At 45.9% G+C, this 19816-nt stretch carries 15 protein-coding genes and 1 pseudogene; 8 read left to right on the forward strand and 8 right to left on the reverse strand.

Features of this window, described 5'->3' with window-relative positions:
• Positions 1-472: 472 nt before the first annotated feature.
• The 4 genes from GZ78_RS08620 to GZ78_RS08635 are packed head-to-tail and all read right to left on the reverse strand — an operon-like array spanning position 473 to position 4178.
• Complete coding sequence (locus GZ78_RS08620) at positions 473-2497, reverse strand: DNA phosphorothioation-associated putative methyltransferase (RefSeq protein ID WP_034834772.1); 2025 nt, start codon at positions 2495-2497, stop codon at positions 473-475.
• Positions 2487-2975, reverse strand: coding sequence for a hypothetical protein (locus GZ78_RS08625; protein ID WP_051785969.1), 489 nt, complete (start codon positions 2973-2975; stop codon positions 2487-2489). The genes GZ78_RS08620 and GZ78_RS08625 overlap by 11 nt, the downstream gene beginning before the upstream one ends.
• A 59-nt stretch (positions 2976-3034) precedes the next feature.
• Positions 3035-3451: an HIT family protein gene (locus GZ78_RS30950; RefSeq protein ID WP_034834774.1), complete on the reverse strand. Its 417-nt coding sequence runs from the start codon at positions 3449-3451 to the stop codon at positions 3035-3037.
• A gap of 4 nt (positions 3452-3455) precedes the next feature.
• Positions 3456-4178: an epoxyqueuosine reductase QueH gene (locus GZ78_RS08635; RefSeq protein WP_051785970.1), complete on the reverse strand. Its 723-nt coding sequence runs from the start codon at positions 4176-4178 to the stop codon at positions 3456-3458.
• 49 nt (positions 4179-4227) lie between these two features.
• Here GZ78_RS08635 and GZ78_RS30955 point away from each other — a divergent pair, with 49 nt between their 5' ends.
• On the forward strand, positions 4228-4656 hold the full coding sequence (locus GZ78_RS30955; protein WP_081869827.1) for a ubiquitin family protein: 429 nt from the start codon (positions 4228-4230) through the stop codon (positions 4654-4656).
• Positions 4657-5149: 493 nt separating this feature from the next.
• Here GZ78_RS30955 and GZ78_RS29975 read toward each other — a convergent pair.
• Positions 5150-7648, reverse strand: a pseudogene (locus GZ78_RS29975) (plasmid replication protein, CyRepA1 family); the annotation flags it as partial.
• Positions 7649-8112: 464 nt separating this feature from the next.
• On the opposite strand from GZ78_RS29975, the gene GZ78_RS08655 reads away from it, so the two are divergent.
• Entirely contained in the window at positions 8113-8883 is a 771-nt protein-coding gene (locus tag GZ78_RS08655) for a helix-turn-helix transcriptional regulator (RefSeq protein WP_034834781.1), read from the forward strand.
• Positions 8873-9529, forward strand: a complete 657-nt coding sequence (locus GZ78_RS08660) for an Hsp70 family protein (RefSeq protein WP_081869744.1) — start codon at positions 8873-8875, stop codon at positions 9527-9529. The genes GZ78_RS08655 and GZ78_RS08660 overlap by 11 nt, the downstream gene beginning before the upstream one ends.
• Before the next feature lies 1 nt (position 9530).
• On the opposite strand, the gene GZ78_RS08665 is transcribed toward GZ78_RS08660, so the two are convergent.
• Together GZ78_RS08665 and GZ78_RS08670 are read right to left on the reverse strand one after the other, a co-directional pair.
• A complete protein-coding gene (locus GZ78_RS08665; RefSeq protein ID WP_152558623.1) occupies positions 9531-10238 on the reverse strand; it encodes a hypothetical protein in 708 nt (235 codons plus the stop codon).
• A 19-nt stretch (positions 10239-10257) separates the two neighbouring features.
• Entirely contained in the window at positions 10258-11223 is a 966-nt protein-coding gene (locus tag GZ78_RS08670) for a pseudouridine-5'-phosphate glycosidase (protein WP_081869745.1), read from the reverse strand.
• Positions 11224-11697: 474 nt separating this feature from the next.
• Here GZ78_RS08670 and GZ78_RS27300 point away from each other — a divergent pair, with 474 nt between their 5' ends.
• The 4 genes from GZ78_RS27300 to GZ78_RS08690 all read left to right on the forward strand — a co-directional run bounded on the left by GZ78_RS27300 (position 11698) and on the right by GZ78_RS08690 (position 17569).
• Positions 11698-12297 carry a transcription termination/antitermination NusG family protein gene (locus tag GZ78_RS27300; RefSeq protein WP_051785971.1) on the forward strand — a complete coding sequence of 200 codons (600 nt, stop codon included), beginning with the start codon at positions 11698-11700 and terminating at the stop codon, positions 12295-12297.
• 22 nt (positions 12298-12319) lie between these two features.
• Entirely contained in the window at positions 12320-12889 is a 570-nt protein-coding gene (locus GZ78_RS08680; protein WP_034834787.1) for a hypothetical protein, read from the forward strand.
• A gap of 91 nt (positions 12890-12980) precedes the next feature.
• Positions 12981-14282 carry a conjugal transfer protein TraH gene (locus GZ78_RS08685; RefSeq protein WP_236631513.1) on the forward strand — a complete coding sequence of 434 codons (1302 nt, stop codon included), beginning with the start codon at positions 12981-12983 and terminating at the stop codon, positions 14280-14282.
• Positions 14279-17569 carry a conjugal transfer protein TraG N-terminal domain-containing protein gene (locus GZ78_RS08690; protein ID WP_034834790.1) on the forward strand — a complete coding sequence of 1097 codons (3291 nt, stop codon included), beginning with the start codon at positions 14279-14281 and terminating at the stop codon, positions 17567-17569. The genes GZ78_RS08685 and GZ78_RS08690 overlap by 4 nt, the downstream gene beginning before the upstream one ends.
• Here the strand turns inward: GZ78_RS08690 and GZ78_RS28835 are convergent.
• Positions 17521-17877, reverse strand: a complete 357-nt coding sequence (locus tag GZ78_RS28835; protein WP_152558624.1) for a hypothetical protein — start codon at positions 17875-17877, stop codon at positions 17521-17523. The genes GZ78_RS08690 and GZ78_RS28835 overlap by 49 nt on opposite strands.
• 77 nt (positions 17878-17954) lie before the next feature.
• On the opposite strand from GZ78_RS28835, the gene GZ78_RS08695 reads away from it, so the two are divergent.
• Positions 17955-19816: TraC family protein (locus tag GZ78_RS08695; protein WP_051785972.1), on the forward strand; the 1862-nt coding region annotated here is incomplete at its 3' end.

A 19816-nucleotide genomic window follows, 5' to 3' on the forward strand; every position in this document is an offset into this window, starting at 1 on the left:
GTCTTGGTAGGTGATGCATCGCCTGAATTTCAAAATAATGACAAAAACAGCTGGGGTCTTTGCTGGATTATTCTGTTATTTCCTGATCAAAGTAGTAATAAAGTGATTTGCGGTAAGGTTGGAGCTTAAATTACACGATTTTCTCGAGATTAATTAAGAACTCACTGATTCAGGAATAACTTATACCGCACAATTGCGAATGAGCTTAATCTAACCCCCTACACCGTTCGCAGGCAACTCGATGCTTTGCTTTCCAGAATATCTCAGCAGTATTCTGCAGACCTTTTTGAATTCGCATGGGTTTTAGACTTGGTTCTTGATGAAGCTAATGGCGAGAGTGATTTCAGAAGCCTGAGCAGCCGTTTGGGAATGAAGGCGTCGCAAATAAAATTCCTGATACTGCTCACCAGAGATTTTGTGAAGTATCCCGTCCAGCACTACAAGAATCGGATTTTTCGTATCAAGACAGAACTCAGCCGTTTACCTTGAAAAAACGATACCCCCTTATCTCAATGCCATAAACTTCCTTCAGTGCAGTGGTCAGTTCACCCATAGCTGGACCAAAGTTTTTGTTCTCTTCAAGCAATCGCATCTCTTGCAACCTCTGGTCAAAAGATAATTGCTTTTTGCAATCTGCAAAGCTGTCATCAATAAGCTTCGATTTCCAGTACAGCGGCTGCGGCTCATACTCCCCATATCCATAGTCAAAGAACTCTATTCGCCCTGCTCTCATATTGATTTTGATCCGCTCACGCAACATAGGTAAAGGCTGGGTTTCAAAATCGTCGTAAACCATTAGAGTCAGCTTTCCTGAACGGATATGAATTTTTATTAGGTCTATCCCTTCAATTTCGCCATAAAGCTGCGTCGCACAACCAATGTAGAGCTGTAACTCTATAGGAAGCTGATCAATAAAGCGGGTATGCAAGATCAGAGAATGTCTGACATTTAAAATACTGGCGGGCAGTGACTGGTGAGCTTCTTCGCACTTCTGATCAATGAGATCGGGCTGAGCAAGAGAGAAGAGAAGGTTCTTCGATTCCTCTGTAGCTGAGCGGTAATTTCCAAAAAATGCTTTGATATCCCTTTTTAGCTGTTCAGGCATGCTGTTGTAGGGGCGGCGCTTGCTGAAGAGTTGCAGGGCAAAATAGATCAGCAACTCCTCTTTCCTTTGCTGCTCTGAACGTAAGAAGTCATCTTGATCGTATTTCAGGCAAGCCAGTTTAAAAGCCTGTTTGGGTGAACCCAGACAGGCTTTTATTTCATCACTAGCATCAAGTTCTTCCAGCGCAGGTAGTCGGCCAAGCTCAAGACATCTCTCCCAAAATGACTGAACTAACTCAGAATGTTGCTCCAGAACTTGCTGAGCTTTGGGAACACGTATAGATTTTTGTGACAGCTGCCGCCATCGCTGCCGACGCCGACCTTTATTTGCAAGATATAGTTGCTCTTCCTCTTTATCTTTAAAGACGTAAAATACGCCGGGGCCTACAGCTATCGGCTCTTCTTCTAACACCTGCTCAATAAAGCTTTGCAGCTCTGGCTGGCTGTAATATTTTTGAAAGGTGTTTCGTGAAGTTATCACCCCGTCTTTGTAGGCTTTAAATTTACTGACGTGAGCTTCTGTTCCCAGCATGGCTGCAATGACCAGGACTTTATCGGTAAGCCGCCATGCGCCAATCAGGGCATCAACCCGCTCTTCAATATCTTCGATAACATTAATCACAAAACCAAGATTGACCAAATCTGCATTGACCTTGCTGCCATCCGGTCGCCAGTTAGGGTCCCAGCCCTGAGCTGTGATTCCATGGGCTTCCAGTTCCCGTAAATCATCACCATGGCCACAACCGTAATCAAATACTGAAAACCGGCCATCCAGGTAGCCGTGATTGGCCAGAGATTTCATCGGTGTCGATAAATCATCTCGGGATAAAGCAGTCTTATGCCTGTCTATGGTATGTGCTTCCGCTGAATCAACAGCTGCGGATCGAAACAGCCGCCCATCCACCAGCGTATAGCCCCTGCTTTCCAGCAAACTTTCCCAGGATCGCTTGAAGCCAATTGCTCTGCTGTTTTCATATAATCCAGCCAGCTCTCCCTCTTGGGTAATCAGGCAAAAATCTTCGTAGTGTGGTGAGTTGCTCTGCACCATTAGCTCTTTACGGTGCAGTATTGGCGGGTTATCTGTTTTCTGATAACAGGTTTCTTTGCATTGCTGTTTAGCCAGATCAATGCTGATACTTTTTTGTAAGGCGGGATAAGCATCAGAAAAAAAGGCGGGATAGCTGAGCAAGGTCAGTTTGAAACCATCACGATGAAATTTGAGAATATCCCAGTCCTGCTCCTCAAGCCCTATGGTTGCCACTTGCGTAAGGGCATATTCTTTAAGCTGTTCATCAATACTCGGCAGTGCCGATTTGTGCAGATAAACAGCTTTGGGCAGCTTTTTCCCAATAGATAAGCCATTAACATATTCGTGGTATTGTTCAGGACTCATGATCTGCCAGTTGCTGTAAAAAGCCTTCAACAGTGTAGCGACGAGGCTGTCGCCTGCCAAATCGAGATCCTGTGAGCCAGCATATTTCGCTACTGGGGTTGCTGGAGTAACTGACATGGATGGGGAGGTCACTCCCATAGTAATAGAGCCGATCAAACGGACAATGGCTCACCAGCCAAGCGGCAACCTCTGATGATAGAAATCCAGGGATAATAAAGTCACAGGCCTGACCACCACGCTCACAAATTCGCTTGCCCTTACTGTTCAGCTCATAGCCTGCGTGCTGATCAAGTTTTGGTGCTATTCGAGGGGAGCTATTTTTTGTTATGGCTAACCCCAGTTTGTGACTGCAAAAGCCATAGGTAAGATTTATTGAACCGAATTGGTCAACCACCGGATCGAGAATATTTCGGGCAAGGTCTGATATCGCTTCCCAGCTAGCCTGTTTTAGTGGCTGGTTATCGGTCGTCTCCCGCACAAAGGTTTCACCACAACAAATGATGTCCCTGTAATAAAAATGACGACTGCATGGCTGATCTAATCGCTCCGAGTTGATAAGTAATCTCCTTTGCCGGGAAACATATGCCTTACTCCTCCCCTGGGATTGGTTACATCTCCTTTCCGTCTTGGGATCAGGTGGATATGACAATGAAAAATAGTCTGTCCAGAATCTACTCCACAATTGATACCAATATTAAAGCCTGTCACTGATGGGTCAACGGCTCTGATTGCGTTTTGCTGTATGGTCAGCAATTCATGCAGAGCTATAACCTCATAGTCATATAAATCGAAGTAACCTGCTATATGCCGGTTGGGAATAACCAAGGTATGCAGTTGAGTGACAGGGAAGGCATCTCTGATCACAAATGCGTGATTATTTGCGTCAACGAAGGATTCCTGTGACTGTTCGCAAAACGGGCATTTTTCTTTGTTTAAAGTCTCCCGAACACTCATAAAATCATGAACTCGAAGCGATGACGTTTATTGCTACAGATTCTTCATTGTCATCCTGTAGGTTGCCATAAAACTTTACCAGTCGCTTCACTCTCGGCCTGCCACTCGCCATACGATGCCGGTTAGTATCCCTCAGACTGTAAACACAGCCACAATACTCCTGCTGATAAAACACTTCTTGCTTGGCCAATTCAATCATTCGCTGGCTCCCGCCCTGTTTTCGCCAGTTGAATGTCCAGTAGGTGACCTCAGGGTAATGTGATGCTGCCCTGATACCAGACTCATTAATCTGTTCCATATTTTTCCAGCGGGAAATACCCAGAGTGCTGGAGATGACAGGGAAATCATGCTCACTAGCATAGAGTGCTGTACGCTCAAAACGCATATCAAAGCAGACTGTGCAGCGCTTGCCCCGCTCAGGTTCGTTTTCCAGCCCTTTGACCTGCTCGAACCAGTTGTCCTTATCGTAGTCTGCATCAATAAACGGCAGTTTCAGCTTATCGCAGAAACGCTTGTTTTCATCCTTACGAAGCTCGTACTCTTCCACCGGATGGATATTGGGGTTGTAGAAAAAGACCGTTTGTTCGATGCCTGATGCCTGAACCGCCAGCATCACTTCTCCGGCACAGGGAGCGCAGCAGGAATGCAGGAGTATTTTGTCAGCCTGTCCGGGTGCTTCGAGGGCTGGACGCTGATAGTCATCGAGGCTAAATGATGGGTTTGCCATTGTAGAATTGTCACTCTGCTTCCGGGGAATCCCCGAAGGTGGGAATAGTATGGCAAAGAAAGCTGAACTCACTCATAACTTCATTCCAAGACAAGCCTGTTTTCGCTTCTATGTAGAATTGAATGATTACTTGCCTATCCATTGCCGCTATCAGCAGAATACTTATCGCTTTATCGACACCCCATCTGTCAAAGACGCTATTGAGGCTCAGCAAGTTCCTCATACGGATGTTGATTTAATCCTGATTGATGGTCATTCATCCCTCTTTGATCAGTGCATTCAATTTCAGGGCTGTAGTTTGTCTTCAGGTCTGGTCTCTCTGTATGAGTTGGTACTTCCGATAGTTTGTTTGTCTTGGGCATCGATGGATTCTTTACAGCCATTACTGAATGAACTGTCGTATCTACCTGATATTGCAATCTGGCTGTCACACCTTGCTTTATTTTTATACTATCCACGCAAGTGTGTGTCAGATTGATTTGCTTGTGAGCCGCTCTGGATCGGGTATAACCACGCATGCAAACTAGTGACTCCTGGTTGATGCTGTAGCGCCTTACTCGCTTTTCCTTGCCAGTATCTGGAAGCATTTCCCCTGTGCGAATCTGATGACTATTAATGACCAACCCTGCCATTCTCAGTAATCGATTGACGAAGTTACAAGCGGATTTTGGGCGTTGGAATTTTGCACCTTCCGGCGTGTTCAGAATCACAGAATCCGGTATCAGCTTGAGTTGGTTCAGCATGAAAGGATATTCGTTGTGGTAAGCATCAACCCTGTCTACTACCCGCTCTGCTTCCGACTCTCCCCAGGATCGCTGGTAGTCCCAATTGGGAAATAATGGCTTCAGAAACTCTCGATAAACATCGACACCAATGGATTCAAATCGTCGGTGACAAATGGAAGTACCTTCCTGGTCTAGCTGAGGCTGATAATGGCTGCCATCCGGTAATGGGAACTGCATAAATCGCCTGAGTCGTGTAAGGCCAACTTTTTGCCAAAACTCAATGTCCTCTTCTTTAAGGGCTACAGGTTCAATGCCCAATTCATCACAGATTCGGTAGCGTTCACAGCTGCATATTTCTTGTAGCCTTGGCTCTACTTTGTGGGACAGTTCATCGTACTGGCTTGCAGACACAATAGGCGATTGCTGTATCGCCGCCCTCTCCTCTTTTTCCACTTCCTCTTCAGTAGCTTTCCAGCGCAATTCAAACGATTCTGACTGCTGCTTACCCTGGTAATACTCCATAGAAAACCCTCGATTCTGCATCAGATAAAAAAGACCATTACCGCCCAAGGCTTTGAGCTTTACCTGTCGGCTGCGTTCTGCTTCACAAAATCCGTCGTATTCGCCAACGGTTACCCCATCGGTGTTGCGAACATAACGCTCTGCATACTGCAATGCCCGGACTCTCGCCAGCCAGTCTTCATTGTCTTTTTTGCCGGGGATCAGATCAGCGACAACCGTGAACTCCCAAACAGACCGAAACCGCCGGAGCATTTGCACAAACTTCGTCGGCAAGACAACATTATGGGAAAAACCAAACACCTGATCGAACGGTGCCTGAATGGAAACGCCTGATTCAATGGCTGGTGTATAGATGATGACCTGGTAGCGCTGAGCTTCCTGATCAAAGTTTTTCTGAAAAGCTATCTGATCAGGCTCATTACGATTTTTCCCGTGAAACAGTAGCATTGAAATATCAGGGAACTGTTTGCGAATGATTTTTTCCAGCTTGCCTGCGTATGCCCTACTATCTGTGGCAATTGCAATTTTTTTGCCCTGAGCAATGGACGGTAATAGCTGGTGATCGATGACCGATTTAGCCTTAGCTTTTCCTGTAGCAAACTGGCAGGTCAGCGTTAAATCCTGAGAATATGACATCTCATAAACGTGAATTTCTTTTTCTGGAAACCACTCCTGCAGAAGCCCTACATGATAAGAGGACAAATCAGCATCACAGATAACAACGGTAGGCGTTTGCTCAATCAAATCCAGATAGCGGGCCAGCACTGATGGGTCTTTGATATGCGGACTGGTTCCCAGTACGGAAATATGCTGAGAGAACTCATCCAAAAGCAAAATGTCTGTCTTTCCTGATTCCAAGAATCGGCTGACATTCGGCGCACATAGGCTGTTAATACACGTCACCAGACGGTTGACCGTTGCCATAAAAGATTCCGGGATATCGAGATAACTCTCCAGCCCCAGTCGTCTTGCCAGTTCATGAGCCAGGGAAACCAGATGAGTGCCTGCCAGAACTCGCTCGCCTTTCTGTAATGCAGCCTGAGACAATGCCGACATTAACTTAGTCTTGCCCGAAGCATAAGGGGCTTTGATCAGGGTGATCTGCCCTTTTTCCAAAGAAACGGTTTTGGGATTGATAACTGAAACAGAATGATAGCGCTCTGCAAGCGACTTCTTTTTGCCAGAGCTTAACCCGCACTCACCCTGAATCACCTGTTGCTGCCTGAAACAGTAACCGCTTAACTGCCGTTTAAGCTGATTCAGTGTGTCAGGGTGCAGGAGATAAGGATTTGCAGCCTGAATCCGCTGTATAAAATCATGCTCATCGCACTGGGCAGGCACCTTATAGTGAAACCGGCTGACAATGGCTTTTGCCAGTGTGGCTGCACATTGCTCATTGTTGGCTTTGGCGAGAAGCTTCAAGGCACTTCGATAGTTACCACAGAAATTGTCCTTTGCCATCTCGACAGCGGGTGCAGGTACAGATTTCAAATCAATGGGCTGAATAGGTTTTCTTACCCACTTCAGTTGTCGCTTTAAACTCTGTAATCCTGCATCAATTCGAACATCACTCCAGTCCTCACCATATCTTTGCGGTACTACCCACCGAAAACCTGCCCGATGACAGGCCATTATTCCCGGCAGATCGTGATCAAGAGCAACTATCAGATTCCGGGCAAGGTGCGGCCACTCCTGAGTCAATTGTGCAACAATCGAGCGGGCATTATTCTCGCCGACGATACAGGCCACAGGTTCACCAGTGGCTAGATAGACATTGACTGCATCTGCCATTCCGCCAACGATTCGTAAGCAGCCAAAATAATGTGGAAGTTCTGATAGAGACACCCCCACCAAAGCGAAGCTTTCAGAAACCTTGGTACCTTTGGTGACTTTTTTATTATCTTTCGATGAAAAACGTTCCGGACATTTCTGATGCAGTAGGCCACGAGAATAAATCCGTTCACACCCTGTAGTTTGCCCTTTGACATTTATTAGAGGGTATTCAAGGCAGTCTCCATACCACCAGTCCTGAGCGCACCTTAATCCAATCAACGTACTTAATAATTCAAAGCTCAGTTTTTTCTCCTGCAAATACCCTGCAGGGTCGTGAGCTAAAACTGACAACCTGGACATATTCAACAGCCTTGCCAATAGCTTCAGCAATGCCTGCCAAAGTACTGGCATCACAGACCGCCATTTCAAGAGCAATAGCCGTTTGACCATTACCCTTAGAATGGAGTCATAAAATAGGAAGGCTTTATTTCAAAGCACCAGCGATCTGATTGGTTCAGTAAATCAGTTGCAGTGTCGGTATCGGTAATAGAGTGATACCAGTGTCAGGAGAGGTGTTGAGGACAAAAATTGTTGATTCGCCATGTTCATTACTCTTCTGAGTAACCATGCCGAAGTCAGCAAAAGACGTTTGCTATACTGCGTCAGTCTTGATGTGACTTCGTACGTGCGTGGTCGTTTCGTCAAGACAGTGTGCCAGGCACACGACTCCCACTCTGGTGCAACAGAGTGGGGGGTTACCAAGCATACGGGGTCAACCGTTCCGCTAATTAAAGCAATGATCGCTGGTAGAAGGAGGCGTTTTTTTGCTAGTGGTAAATACCTAGCAAAAAAACAAAACCTGCTTTCTGCTCCTTGTCTTAAGCTTACAAAGCTCATCAAACAAGGAATGCGATATGAACGAGATCATGTTTTGTGACCCTGAGGTGCCACTGATGAACATACCCGGCTCGGTTATGGACAGGCTGAATAAGAGCAGAAACTCTATCCATATCATGGACAACGAACATCGTTGTTATTTTGTGAATGCTTACTGGAAGCAACTGCACCAGCTTGATAAAGCCGAAGTATGCATTGAAGGATTGCCCTATTCCGCTATTCCTCATAATGCATTCTATTCCTGTTCGGATCGCTTTGAAGCTCATGATCAGGAGGTGTTCAAAACCCACAAGATGATTCCCAGCCTGGAGATTCACCACTATGACAGTATTGGTGGCTGGATGGCGTTGCTGCTGACAGTGCAACCAATAGAGATCGAGAGCAAGTGTGCAGGCCTTATTGGTGAAGCTCAGCCCCTGCCTGAATTTCTGGTGAGAAATTACCAAAAAATGCGCAACAGCATTATCACTCCCAGAAACCCTGAAGTTGATTACAAACTGTTTCTGACTAATCCGGATAAACTCCACGACGCCGAATTCGACACCGTGTATCTGTTGATGCTTGGGCTGAAGGCTAAACAAATCGCAGCTCGGCGAAATATTTCTGTTAATACCGTCTATTCAACGCTGGCTAATATCAAAGTTCGGTTGGGATTGAATAAACCAGATCAGATTGTCGAATATGGGATTGAAAACGGCTGGCATGACCATGTGCCCCATATGTTTCGAGAAACCGAAACCACCCTGCAATTAGGCAAAGCTGCACTGGGGTTTGATTATGGCGCATAAATATCTCTCGGATACCATAGGAGTATCCACTGAATGCGGATTGTCTATACCTGTTGTTATGGCAGGGCAAGTGCTTCCCTATCATAAAGGGCAATGGCTGTTTTCGGTGGTGGATGAACAACAGCAGCAAATGGACATAATGTTACTGCAGGGAAACCGAACCCGTGCGTCTGATAACAAGCTGCTGGGCAATATTTGTATCAATCAAATCAGTGATGTTTGTAGAGGGGTTCCCAGTGTTCGCTTGTCACTCTCCATTGAAGAGTCAGGTGATTTACTGGTATCCGCTGAGAACCTGAAGAATGGCTTGATCCGTCGCATGAGAACCCAAATCGAAACATCAGATTCATCAATCGCTAAAACGAAAGAGTTGGTTGAAGATATACGATTTAAAGAATTCGCCAAGGCCGGAACCCTGGCCAGAAAAATGATCCGATCGAATACCAGAACGCTCTCCAGAGCAGTAAGAATCGATAAGCATTCGGCAAACATTGAACGTCAAATGCACTCTGTCATGTCAGAGCTTGAACAAATCATCCAGGCGGGATCTGATTTGCAGCAATTACAACTTCGTATGAATGACCTGTCTCAACTTTCGCTCCAGTTCCACTTTGCTGCCTATACCAACCCTATTAAGGCGACATAAATCAGTCGCCTGCCGATGCTGGGCATTGAATGGTGCTGTGTTTGGTTTCGTGATATTCCAGAAGCTTGCCAATAACGACAGCCATACTGACACCTGAAAGCCAGATCAGAATGCTCTGGCATAGCCAGCCTTTCAGCAGATCATCCATAAGAATTGGGTTTTGATGCTGAATTTTGAAGTACCCGAGAATATTGTCCAGTAAGCGGGTATAGGCCAGTTGGTAAAACAGTGCACCACCCGTAAGTGTCGCCAGAAGGTTGCTGAACAGCATTCTGATATAGGGTTTACAACTCACTTTGATGACCGCCCGAAAAACCAGAAGATCAACTAATCCCCCCACATTGACCGCTGCAAAGGTCGCTACGCACATATTTACCGGCAATGAGCCAAACAGACTGAACAGCAGAGATATGACAAAAGAGGTCGTCATCATAAAAGCCAGAGAGTGTTTGAGCAGCAACCCCGATTGCTCTGCATAATGCTGAGCAAACGAGCAGCTGACGTCTACTAGCGGAACTATCGTTATCGCTCCAAGAGGTATCCACCAGCCCTCTCCCAGCAGTAAGCTCAAATCCACCCGAATCATGCATCCGTATTGCCCCAATAAAGACATCAAAGAAAAAATGATCAGCCAGACAAAAAACTTTTGACCAGTTTGCGAAGTGTACAAAATCCTTGATCTCTGCCTGATCGAGTATGGCTTGGGCATTACATCACCTTTCGATTTTTTATTGGTTGGTCTCTCGTGCATAGTCAACAGCTATGTCTGCGGCCAGCGAGGCGTTATTGATTAAAAGCTGAATATTACTGGATGTACTGCGCCCCTCAGAGAAGCGGCTAACCTGATCCAGCAAAAAATTAGTGCGTTCTTTTCCGGGTACAGCAGTTTGCTCCAGCGCAAGCAGAGCCGACTGGATCAAGTCGTTCATTTCTTTCGGAGAGAAGGCAAACTCATCAGGCACAGGGTTGGCAACAACGACGCCTCCTTGCAAACCTAACACCCATTTACGCTGTAATATTTCCGCTACTTCGACAGAAGATTCTACTCGTCGATCAATCGGATATTCGGTTTCTTTTACACAGAAAGAAGGAAAAACATCGGTCTGGTAGCCCAAAACCGGAACAGAATGCGTTTCAAGGTACTCAAGGGTCAGCCGTAAATCGATAATCGACTTTGCACCTGAACAAACGACAGCCACACTTGAAGTAGCTAACTCATAGATATCCGGTGAAATATCATAAGTCAGCTGTGCATTTTGATGAACACCTCCCATACCGCCAGCAGCAACAATATTTATACCCATTAAGTCCGCTATCTTCGTGGCTGCAGAGACCGAAACCGCACCATGTTGCTTTGTACCCAGGATAAGAGGTAAATCCCGGCGACTGATTTTTCTAATTGAGGAATTCCCGTCAAAAATCCTTTCCAACTCTTCATGGTGAAGCCCCGCCTTTAATTTTCCATCAACAATCGCAATCAAGACGGGTAGCGCCCCCTTTGCCCGAACAGCCTGATCATACAAAAGGGTTGTTTCGTGCTTTTTTTCGTTGGTTTCCCCGCCATGAATAAAAGCATTCACGGTTTCAAGTGCAACAACGGGCTGATTATAGTGCAATGCCTCTTTCACATCAGCACTGACTTGGATCATCGATGGATGTGAATCAGTGACACTATCGTTTAAATGATCAGACATATCTTAACCTCAATAATCGGCAAAAGACTTTATTAAAATCGACCAGTACCATTAGACGGCATAGCCTGCTAATAAGTTAGATCAACGATCAAAAAGCAAGTGGTATTTTTAGAGACTTTTAATAATCAATGTGAATTAATTTGGAGAAAATTTAGGCTCAACAAAAATAAGTAAAATCCACTAGCAAAAATACTTCTTTCAATTCCTATAACCTGTGCTTAAATTTTTCCGATACTGCTCTTTTCTGTTGCACCAGAATATAAAGAGCAATCATTTCACTGATACACACACGACATTTTTATGAATACTCATCTCCCTATTTCGCCTCCTCTTATCTCGAAATCAATTTGCATTATTCAGACAAATTACTGACAGATCGAAGGTTTATCTTCTCTGCAAGCCCTGATATTCACTTGTTTTTAATGCCATCAGAAATGCAGTGTCCTTTTTACGGAACGGGCGGGAGCTTAAGTCATGTTGAAGCAAAATCATCAAGAGAGATCAGGAGATCTGTTACCTGACTATTCATTAGCTGAAGGCTGGTATCTACTGAGCATCAAACCGAACCAGGAGCAGCGGGCCGAGCAAAACTTACTGGAACAGAATATTCCTGTGTACTGTCCCTATATTGTTAGAAAAGATACTAAACAAGCCCTGTTTCAGGGTTACCTGTTTATCAACTTAAAGGGCAATCTCTGTTTTTATTTTCACAAAATAAAATACACCAGAGGCGTTGTGGGTTTTGTTTGTTTTGATCAAAATACCGGACAATTTCCCAAGCCAGTTCCCAGTGGAAAGAAGATCATTGAAGATGTGAAGAAAATAGAGCTTTTAATCAATCGTCAGAACGAAAAGCACACCAATAGACACAGCTTTCATAATGGCGACAGGGTTAAGGTAAACTCGCCTCTTTTTCATCACTATCAAGGGAGGTTTCTCAAACAGTCTGGAGAAAATCGTGGGTTATTGCTTCTTCAATATATAAAGGAGACAAGGAGCAATGACCAGCTCTGTAAAGAAACTCTTGGCGAAAAGATTATTCAGGTTCCACTGAGTCAACTCAGAAAGATCTGACTGATATTGTGGTAGCACTACCATGAATGACCGGAAAAAACGTTCCCAGCCAGCTTTGCTGATGGACTTCAATTTGAAAACTCATCAGGGACAAAGAATGTGCCAATGGATGGATTATCGTTTGAAGAATCTTCTGTTCATGCTTGAGGTGGTTTACTCAGAAAATCAGTCTCTACATGACCTATCAACCAATGCCATCAAAGAGATCTCGCAGGAATTTGAATCTTTAGATCAAAATTTACAGCACTTTCTTGATGCGATGCCCCAACCAAATAACAACAAAGCATCAATCCGCTATAACAAACCAAAGAATTTTACGATCCAGTGTACAACTCCCCAGGTCATCACCTACGTCAATATCCTGAAGAATTACGATCTTCTGATTCAGAAATGTGACCGCCTGTGGCTGACCCAACAATGGGGACGGATGGAGTCAAGAAAACCAATTCATGAATGGGGACAAATCATCAGCAAAAGCATAAGTTTCTGTTCTGAGCTGTTTGCTCCACTACGCAGCCAGTACATTCAATACCGGAAGCTCCAGCATAGTGATGATGAAGAGAATAAACCAAATGATCAGGAGCAGTCATAAATCATTTTATCAATTGCTGCTCACCAGTTTACTCATTGCCTGTTGTATAGGGCTGGTTCACGCCAGCTCACTGCAGCAGGAACTGAACAAAATGCTAAACACACTTTCCAGCAGTTCTGATCCTGCGGTCTATCAGACCCAGCGTCGTGGAGTTATTTCGGGTGGCTCCTTTCATGCCCGAACCCGGATCAACGAGACCAATCTTATGGGCTTTGTGCCTCCGGAATTTTCGGCAGGCTGTGGCGGTATTGATCTGTATGGAGGCTCGTTTTCCTTCATCAACAGCGAGCAATTCAATAAGTTGATACGCGATATTGCTGGTAATGCTTCCGGTTACCTTCTGGGATTGGCGATCAGTGCCATGAATGAAAAGGCGTATCAGCACATTGAAGCTCTTCAGGAAAAAATCATGCACCTGAACAGTCTGTTCTCCAATTCCTGCCAGATGGGGCAAGGCATCGTGAACAGTATGCCGATGCCTGCGGCCATGAAGAAGTTTCAGACCGACGCTTCACTGAATATCAGTCGTGCCAATGTTGCCGATACTTTCCAGTCGTTTACCGGCACTGGATTATCCAACCGTGATCCGGTGAAAGCCTGGCGGCAGTCGTCCAGCCCACAGGATCAGGAAAAGATGCTGGGTAATCTGGTTTGGAATGCACTGAAAAAATCCTCTGCCATTACCGGTAATGAATATCGAGAAGCAGTTATAAGCCTGACCGGAACCATTATTGTTTCCATGGATTCTGGTGATACACAGCCACGGCTGTTCAGTTATGTGGGCAACCAGCTGAAAGTGGAAGACCTCATTTACGGCTCTGAGCAAGTGAGCCTGTACCGTTGTCGTAACCACTCAGATTGTTTGTCCATGACTTTGATGGATAAACAAAAACTCTCAGGATTATCCGAACACTTAATCCAGTTGCTGAATGCTCTGGCTGAGCATTGGCACCACAACGCAAAAGATTCCCTGCTGACAGTAAATGGTGTTTCAGCCACAGCCCTACTTCAGAATTTGCCTGTGGGCACTGGAGGCATGATTCGCAACCTGACGGCTGCCGACGTTCAGTTAGCGAAACTGTTTATTGCTCAGGCGGCGCCCCATATTGCTTTTTACATGGTGCATCAGTTTATGGAAGACCTACACCAGATCACGGTATCGCTGGTGAATATGGAGGGTGACTATCACCCTTTCGCCCAGCAGCTGCAGGAGACTTTGAAGTCTTCAAAAAACCAGTTACATCAGGAACTTCAGCGACTGGGAGAACGTTATGGGCGATTTGGTGAGCTGATTCAGGATTATCGCCATATGCTGGCGGTGGCTGAACAGAAACGATACCAGAGGCTTCATCTGGAACCTGATCACTCTGCACGCTATCAGAAAACCAAATGATTGAAACCATTTATTCCATTGGCGACGCTCGATTTCTCTACACAGTCCTGAATGGCCTGGTGATGATCGTCAATGATCCTGAATTCCTGATGACCATCAAGATTGGGTTCACTATTGGTGCGTTTTATCTCGCTCTACAGGGGCTGATGGCAGGGAAGTTTCCTGCATTTCAACATCTGCTGCTAAGCCTGCTGATTTACTCAGCTCTGTTTGGTTTACCTGCGGCTGGCAAGAGTTACAAGGGTATCGATGTGGATATATATGATGTTTACACCGACACCAACCGCAAGGTCGATAATGTACCGTTTGGTATAGCCCTGACGGCAAGTATGCTTTCAACACTGACCTGGAAGATGACGGAAACTTTTGAACAAGCCTTTCATAGCACAGATGCTGTGAAACTTACTCGTAACGGTTATTTGTCTAGCTTGACCAGAATGATGGAAGCTCGCAGCAAAGCCATGATCCAGTTTCAGAATAATCCGGCGCTGGCTCAATCATGGCGAAACTACATCAAGGAATGCACTCTGATTGGCATCGATCTGAATTTCAAGACAGTTCATGAGGTCTTCAATAACAGCGATGTTCTAGCCGCACTGGAATTTCCTTCTGAAGTATTCGGGACTTTGATTTACAGAAATAGTCAGCCTACGAATGTGACCTGCACAGAAGCATTCACCTGGTTGAAGCCGAGAATGGTAAGCTGGTTCGATCAGCAGATTCAAAGAGAAAATGTCTCACCTGATAGAAGCTTATCCTTAGGCTCAGCATTACAGGCATTAAGCCAGGGTGCAGAATCCAGCCGTAACTTTCTGATGGCTTCTGCCCTGCTCCCTATTTATCACGATGCTACCATCGAAAAGCTGCAGGACATGCAGCAGCCCCAAGCAGCCATTATGACTCATCAGGCAATATTGCAGCGCAATACCCAGTGGGCAGGTGAACAGCATCTTTTCCTGAGCAGTATGCGGGCAATGATGGCGTATATCGAAGGGTTTGTGTTTGCAGTGACTCCTCTGATGGGGCTGCTGGTTTGTGTCGGATTATTTGGTGTGCGACTGGCGTTTAAATATCTGATGCTGCTGTTATGGATTCAGCTCTGGATGCCGGTACTGGCCATTAATAATCTTTACATTACTTTGGTTTCTCAGGGAGCCATGGCAGCTTTATCTGCCCCAATCACCAGCTTTACCGGCATCATGGAGTCGGGACCGATTCTGGAGTATTGGTTAGGCGTTGGTGGCTTAATGGCTGCTTCTACTCCTGCCTTGGTTCTGATGTTGCTCTATGGCAGTGCCATAACTGCCACTCACCTGGCAGGCAGAATGCAAAGTGGCGATTTCGTGAATGAGAAAGTTTCCGCCCCCGATATTATGATGCCCGGTTCAGCGATCAATCAGCAGGCTGGCTGGAATATCGGACCACAGCAGGGCGCAACTCGCGGGCAGATTGATCAGGTAGTTCCGGCATTATCGACCAGTAGTCATCTATCTAACCTCGTGCAATCCAAAGATGCAGCACGAAAATCTTCAGGGATGGCTTTCAGTCAGGCAACCAGTCATGCGATTCAGCAACGGTATGGAGATTCTATTGATAGCCGGGAGTTACAGCAGTTCAGTAGTAGCCTGAGTACAGGCCAAAGCCAGACTGCTCAAATGAGGGATGATTTAGCAAGAGATTTGCAGAAACAGTTTGGTCTAGGTTCTCAAACTGCCAAAGATATGGCTACTACAAAGGTACTTGAAGCCAGTGGTGGTATATCAACGGGTAGCTTACTTGGGAGTTTATTTAGCGTAGCTGGTAATTATAAAAAGCAGTGGTCAGGAATAAACCGCGATGTAAAAACAGATGCATTCCAGGATGCTGTCTCATACCTGAATAAAGAAAGCTTCTCAAAAAACTGGAGCTCTCAGCTACAGAAAGCCCTTTCAATGGACGCAAGCCAAAGTCATTCCCAAAGCTGGATTAAAGAACTGGGGATGACGGATAACCAGTCCTACCAAAAAATGGCTCAGGAAAATCTCAGTAATGAAAAGAGTTATGAACAGGCCAGTCAGTTACAGCAACAACTAGGACAGGCTCTAAAAAGTGGACCTGCCGTCTGGACAAACCGATTGGCAGCTTCAGAACCAGCCATGGACATACTGCAATCAAAACCCTTTGATCCTGAGTTCCAGCAACAAGTTAACCGCAATGCTCAAAGATTCAGTGGGCAGTTTGCCAACCCATCAGAAACACTGGCTGCGGCTCTGGTTTCAACCTATTTGAGCAGTTCCAGCGAGGCAGATTTGGGAAGGCTGGGTGAAGCTTTGCAGAAAGCTGGCATAATCAGCTCAGATACCGAGAAGCACAGCCCTGAATCCAATCAGTCATTGGTTTCACAGCCAGTCAGTGGTGGCAGTCTTGCAGGCACTGTCAATAAAGCCCTAAGCCAACCGGAAAGCCTTAGCGATAGCCAGGTTAAACAACGCCTGTCAAAGTCCAGCCAGCTACCGGAACAAAAGGCCTTACAAGAGGCAAATCTTCAGTCACCTGCCATACGACAATTGCCCAAGGCTCTCCAGCCACTGGCTAAAGCCCATAACCAATCCAGTCAATCGATCAGTGGCCAGTTCCTCCATTCTGGTCAGAGTAAGCCCTACATCACCAGCCTGTTAAAACACAGTGCTTATGGTACAGCCCCTTCCACATCGGGATCGGGACTTAAGCTGACATATAACGAGGCTTTTGATAGAGCTGTATCCCAAGGTCTTACAGATACTCAGGCGGCGACGTTTGCGTCATTGGTTAAAGATCGTGATCCAAAATATGAACGAAGCTCTGACCCAGAAGATCGTCGTCACCGTTTGGGACAATCCATTGCTGAGATCAGTAGAGGCTGGGGAGACCATGGAGCTGTATTAGGACAACACGCTTTTAATCATCTGACCCACGCCGCTGATAATCCACAGCATACCAATGCCGCTCTCACACTTATCGGTGAAATGAACCGACTTTACCAACCAGAACTGAGACAGTATGAACAATCAGTTGATAAATGGTTGAAAGGACAGTCATTACTTCCGATGGAGGGCAATTATCTTGATACGACTATGCCTCCTGAACATATTGGCAGCAATGTCGGGAAAGAGATTCAGCAGCGACAGTCAGATAACAATCAGAGGGTGTTCGACAGACAGGATAAAGGTCAATTTCAGGAGCCTTCAAGTAAATTATCGAGAACACAAAGGGATATGAGTCAGAAGCTATCGAACTTGATAAAGCCTGACTCTGGACGTCCACCATAAGGTGTCCCTCCCACATCAATCCCACCTGCCATAGGTAAGCCAGTTGTCGGGTTCGTTTCTCCCTCTAACTGCCAGCCCTTATTTACTGGCTTGGAAACGGTTTTTTCAGGGTACTTCCGGTTAAACCGCCATAGCAAAGAAAAACACACAACAGAAAACAGGCTCCAGAGAACCGGAGAGCTCAGAAGCTTCCAGCCATAGCCTGGAACCAAAACCAGGTACCCCAACTGCTCGATCAACAGACAACAAAAAGTCAGCAATAACAGACTCGCTACAAATCCTTTAATCCGTTTTAACAAATTCATCATCTTCACCTCCCAGTAGCTGCCTACTGAGTTTTCACTTGCGTTATTCAACATAGTTCAAATCAGCCAGGAAATACCGAATGTTCGCCAACACAACTGTGCCTGTAGAACCGCAATATACGGATTCACTGCTCACTACCCGAGCCTATGATCCTGAGAGCCAGATATTCTTATGCGACGATAAACATCTGTTTTTCGGATTTCTCAGCTTGCCCCTCAGCGGTCTGGACAGTGGACTGGATGACCGGTTGAACGGGTTACTCAATCAGGATTGGCCTGACGATACTCTGTTGCAGTGTGGCCTGATCTCCAGCCCCGATGTTATGAATACCATCCACCAACTGATGCTCGCCAAGGATCGAACGGAACCACGCTTCAAAGCCATGCTGAAACAGAATATTCAGCAGTTGCAGTCCGGCGTTCATGAGCCGGTCACCAATGAACAAATGCTCCGGCATGGGATTTTATGGTTTACAGTCAAAGTTCCTACCCGAGAGCTGTCACCCAACGAAGATGACTTATTAAAAATTCGACGGCTTAAATCCTCCTTCCAGGGAGGGATTGAGACAGCCGGATTGTTATCTATTCCCATGAGCCAACATGACTGGCTGCGCCTGAACATGATTCTGGTCAACCATCATGAACACGGACATTGGGCAGTGAATGGTGCCCAGGTAGATTCAGAAAGACCACTTAATCGACAGGTATTCGATCCTGATACCCCACTGCAAGTCTCTCCGAATGAGATTCAATTGGGTTCTGAACAAAAATCCAGAGTCGCAAAAGTATTGATCGCCAAAAAGCTGCCTGCCTATATCCCACTGGGGCAGGCATTTAATTATCTGGGCGACAGCCAGAATGGACACCGGGGCATTAAATGTTACGCCCATATCCATGTACTGCTGCATTTTCCTGCAATCAATCAGCTGCAATCGTCACTGAGCAACAAACAGCGCATTGCTATACAGCAAGCCTCCAGCCCCATTACTCGTTTTGAACCGAGACTAATGGAGCGCAAGAAAGATTTTGATGTGCTGTTTGAAGCACTCAACAAGGGCGATGCGCCCCTGAAGCTAACTTTTTCCTTAGTGCTTTATTGCAATTCTGCGAAGGAAGCCAGCCGGTTGTCGTCCAACGCCTGCAGCTACTTTCGAGAACTCGGATTTATGTTGTATGAAGACGTGTATTTCATGCTCCCAATGTTTCTCAACACATTGCCCGGCAACGCCCAGAAAAGCACCCAAACTATTGCCATGCATGAGAAGACCCTGGCGACCCGTCATGCCGTTCCACTGCTGCCCTTGTTTGATGACTGGTCGGGTCATCAGGAAGCGTTGCTGAATATGGTGTCCCGCCGGGGACAACTGATGAACCTATCGCTGTTTGAATCCAATAGTAACTACAACGCTATTATCGCTGCCACTTCCGGAGCGGGAAAAACTGTTCTGGTCAATGAGATTATCAGCAATATTCTGATTCGTGGTGGTCAATGCTGGGCACTGGATATTGGCGAGGGTTATAAGAAACTTTGCCAGCATTTTGATGGACTGTTTCTGGATTTTGATCAGGGCAGTGAAATTGGTATGAATCCTTTTGCACTGGTTCATGACTATGAAGAGGAAGGTGATATTCTGCTGGCGCTGATTATTGCTATGGTTTCGCCGCGAGAGCCATTAACGCCCTACCAGGAAGCCAGTTTACGGGAGCAGATTCGAGAACTTTGGGAAAGTGAAGGTACCGGCAGCTCCATTGACCTATTACAGGAGCGATTACAGCGACATCCGGATGAACGAATCACTGACCTTGCCGTGCAACTTAGTGCCTTCACTTCAAAAGGCGAATACGGTCGTTTTTTCTGTGGTGACAATACGCTCGATATTAATCAGTCATTTACAGTACTTGAGTTACGGCATCTGGACAGCCGCAAACACCTTCAGCGAGT

It is taken from the genome of Endozoicomonas numazuensis, from assembly GCF_000722635.1.
Lineage (GTDB): Bacteria > Pseudomonadota > Gammaproteobacteria > Pseudomonadales > Endozoicomonadaceae > Endozoicomonas_A > Endozoicomonas_A numazuensis.

Bases quoted from the DNA above. Each gene is read 5' to 3' on its own strand.
- GZ78_RS08620 (WP_034834772.1), bottom strand. From the start codon at position 2,497: ATGAGTCCTGAACAATACCACGAATATGTTAATGGCTTATCTATTGGG.
- GZ78_RS30950 (WP_034834774.1), bottom strand. From the start codon at position 3,451: ATGAGTGTTCGGGAGACTTTAAACAAAGAAAAATGCCCGTTTTGCGAA.
- GZ78_RS08635 (WP_051785970.1), bottom strand. From the start codon at position 4,178: ATGGCAAACCCATCATTTAGCCTCGATGACTATCAGCGTCCAGCCCTC.
- GZ78_RS30955 (WP_081869827.1), top strand. From the start codon at position 4,228: ATGGCAAAGAAAGCTGAACTCACTCATAACTTCATTCCAAGACAAGCC.
- GZ78_RS08655 (WP_034834781.1), top strand. From the start codon at position 8,113: ATGAACGAGATCATGTTTTGTGACCCTGAGGTGCCACTGATGAACATA.
- GZ78_RS08660 (WP_081869744.1), top strand. From the start codon at position 8,873: ATGGCGCATAAATATCTCTCGGATACCATAGGAGTATCCACTGAATGC.
- GZ78_RS08665 (WP_152558623.1), bottom strand. From the start codon at position 10,238: ATGCCCAAGCCATACTCGATCAGGCAGAGATCAAGGATTTTGTACACT.
- GZ78_RS08670 (WP_081869745.1), bottom strand. From the start codon at position 11,223: ATGTCTGATCATTTAAACGATAGTGTCACTGATTCACATCCATCGATG.
- GZ78_RS27300 (WP_051785971.1), top strand. From the start codon at position 11,698: ATGTTGAAGCAAAATCATCAAGAGAGATCAGGAGATCTGTTACCTGAC.
- GZ78_RS08680 (WP_034834787.1), top strand. From the start codon at position 12,320: ATGAATGACCGGAAAAAACGTTCCCAGCCAGCTTTGCTGATGGACTTC.
- GZ78_RS08685 (WP_236631513.1), top strand. From the start codon at position 12,981: ATGCTAAACACACTTTCCAGCAGTTCTGATCCTGCGGTCTATCAGACC.
- GZ78_RS08690 (WP_034834790.1), top strand. From the start codon at position 14,279: ATGATTGAAACCATTTATTCCATTGGCGACGCTCGATTTCTCTACACA.
- GZ78_RS28835 (WP_152558624.1), bottom strand. From the start codon at position 17,877: ATGATGAATTTGTTAAAACGGATTAAAGGATTTGTAGCGAGTCTGTTA.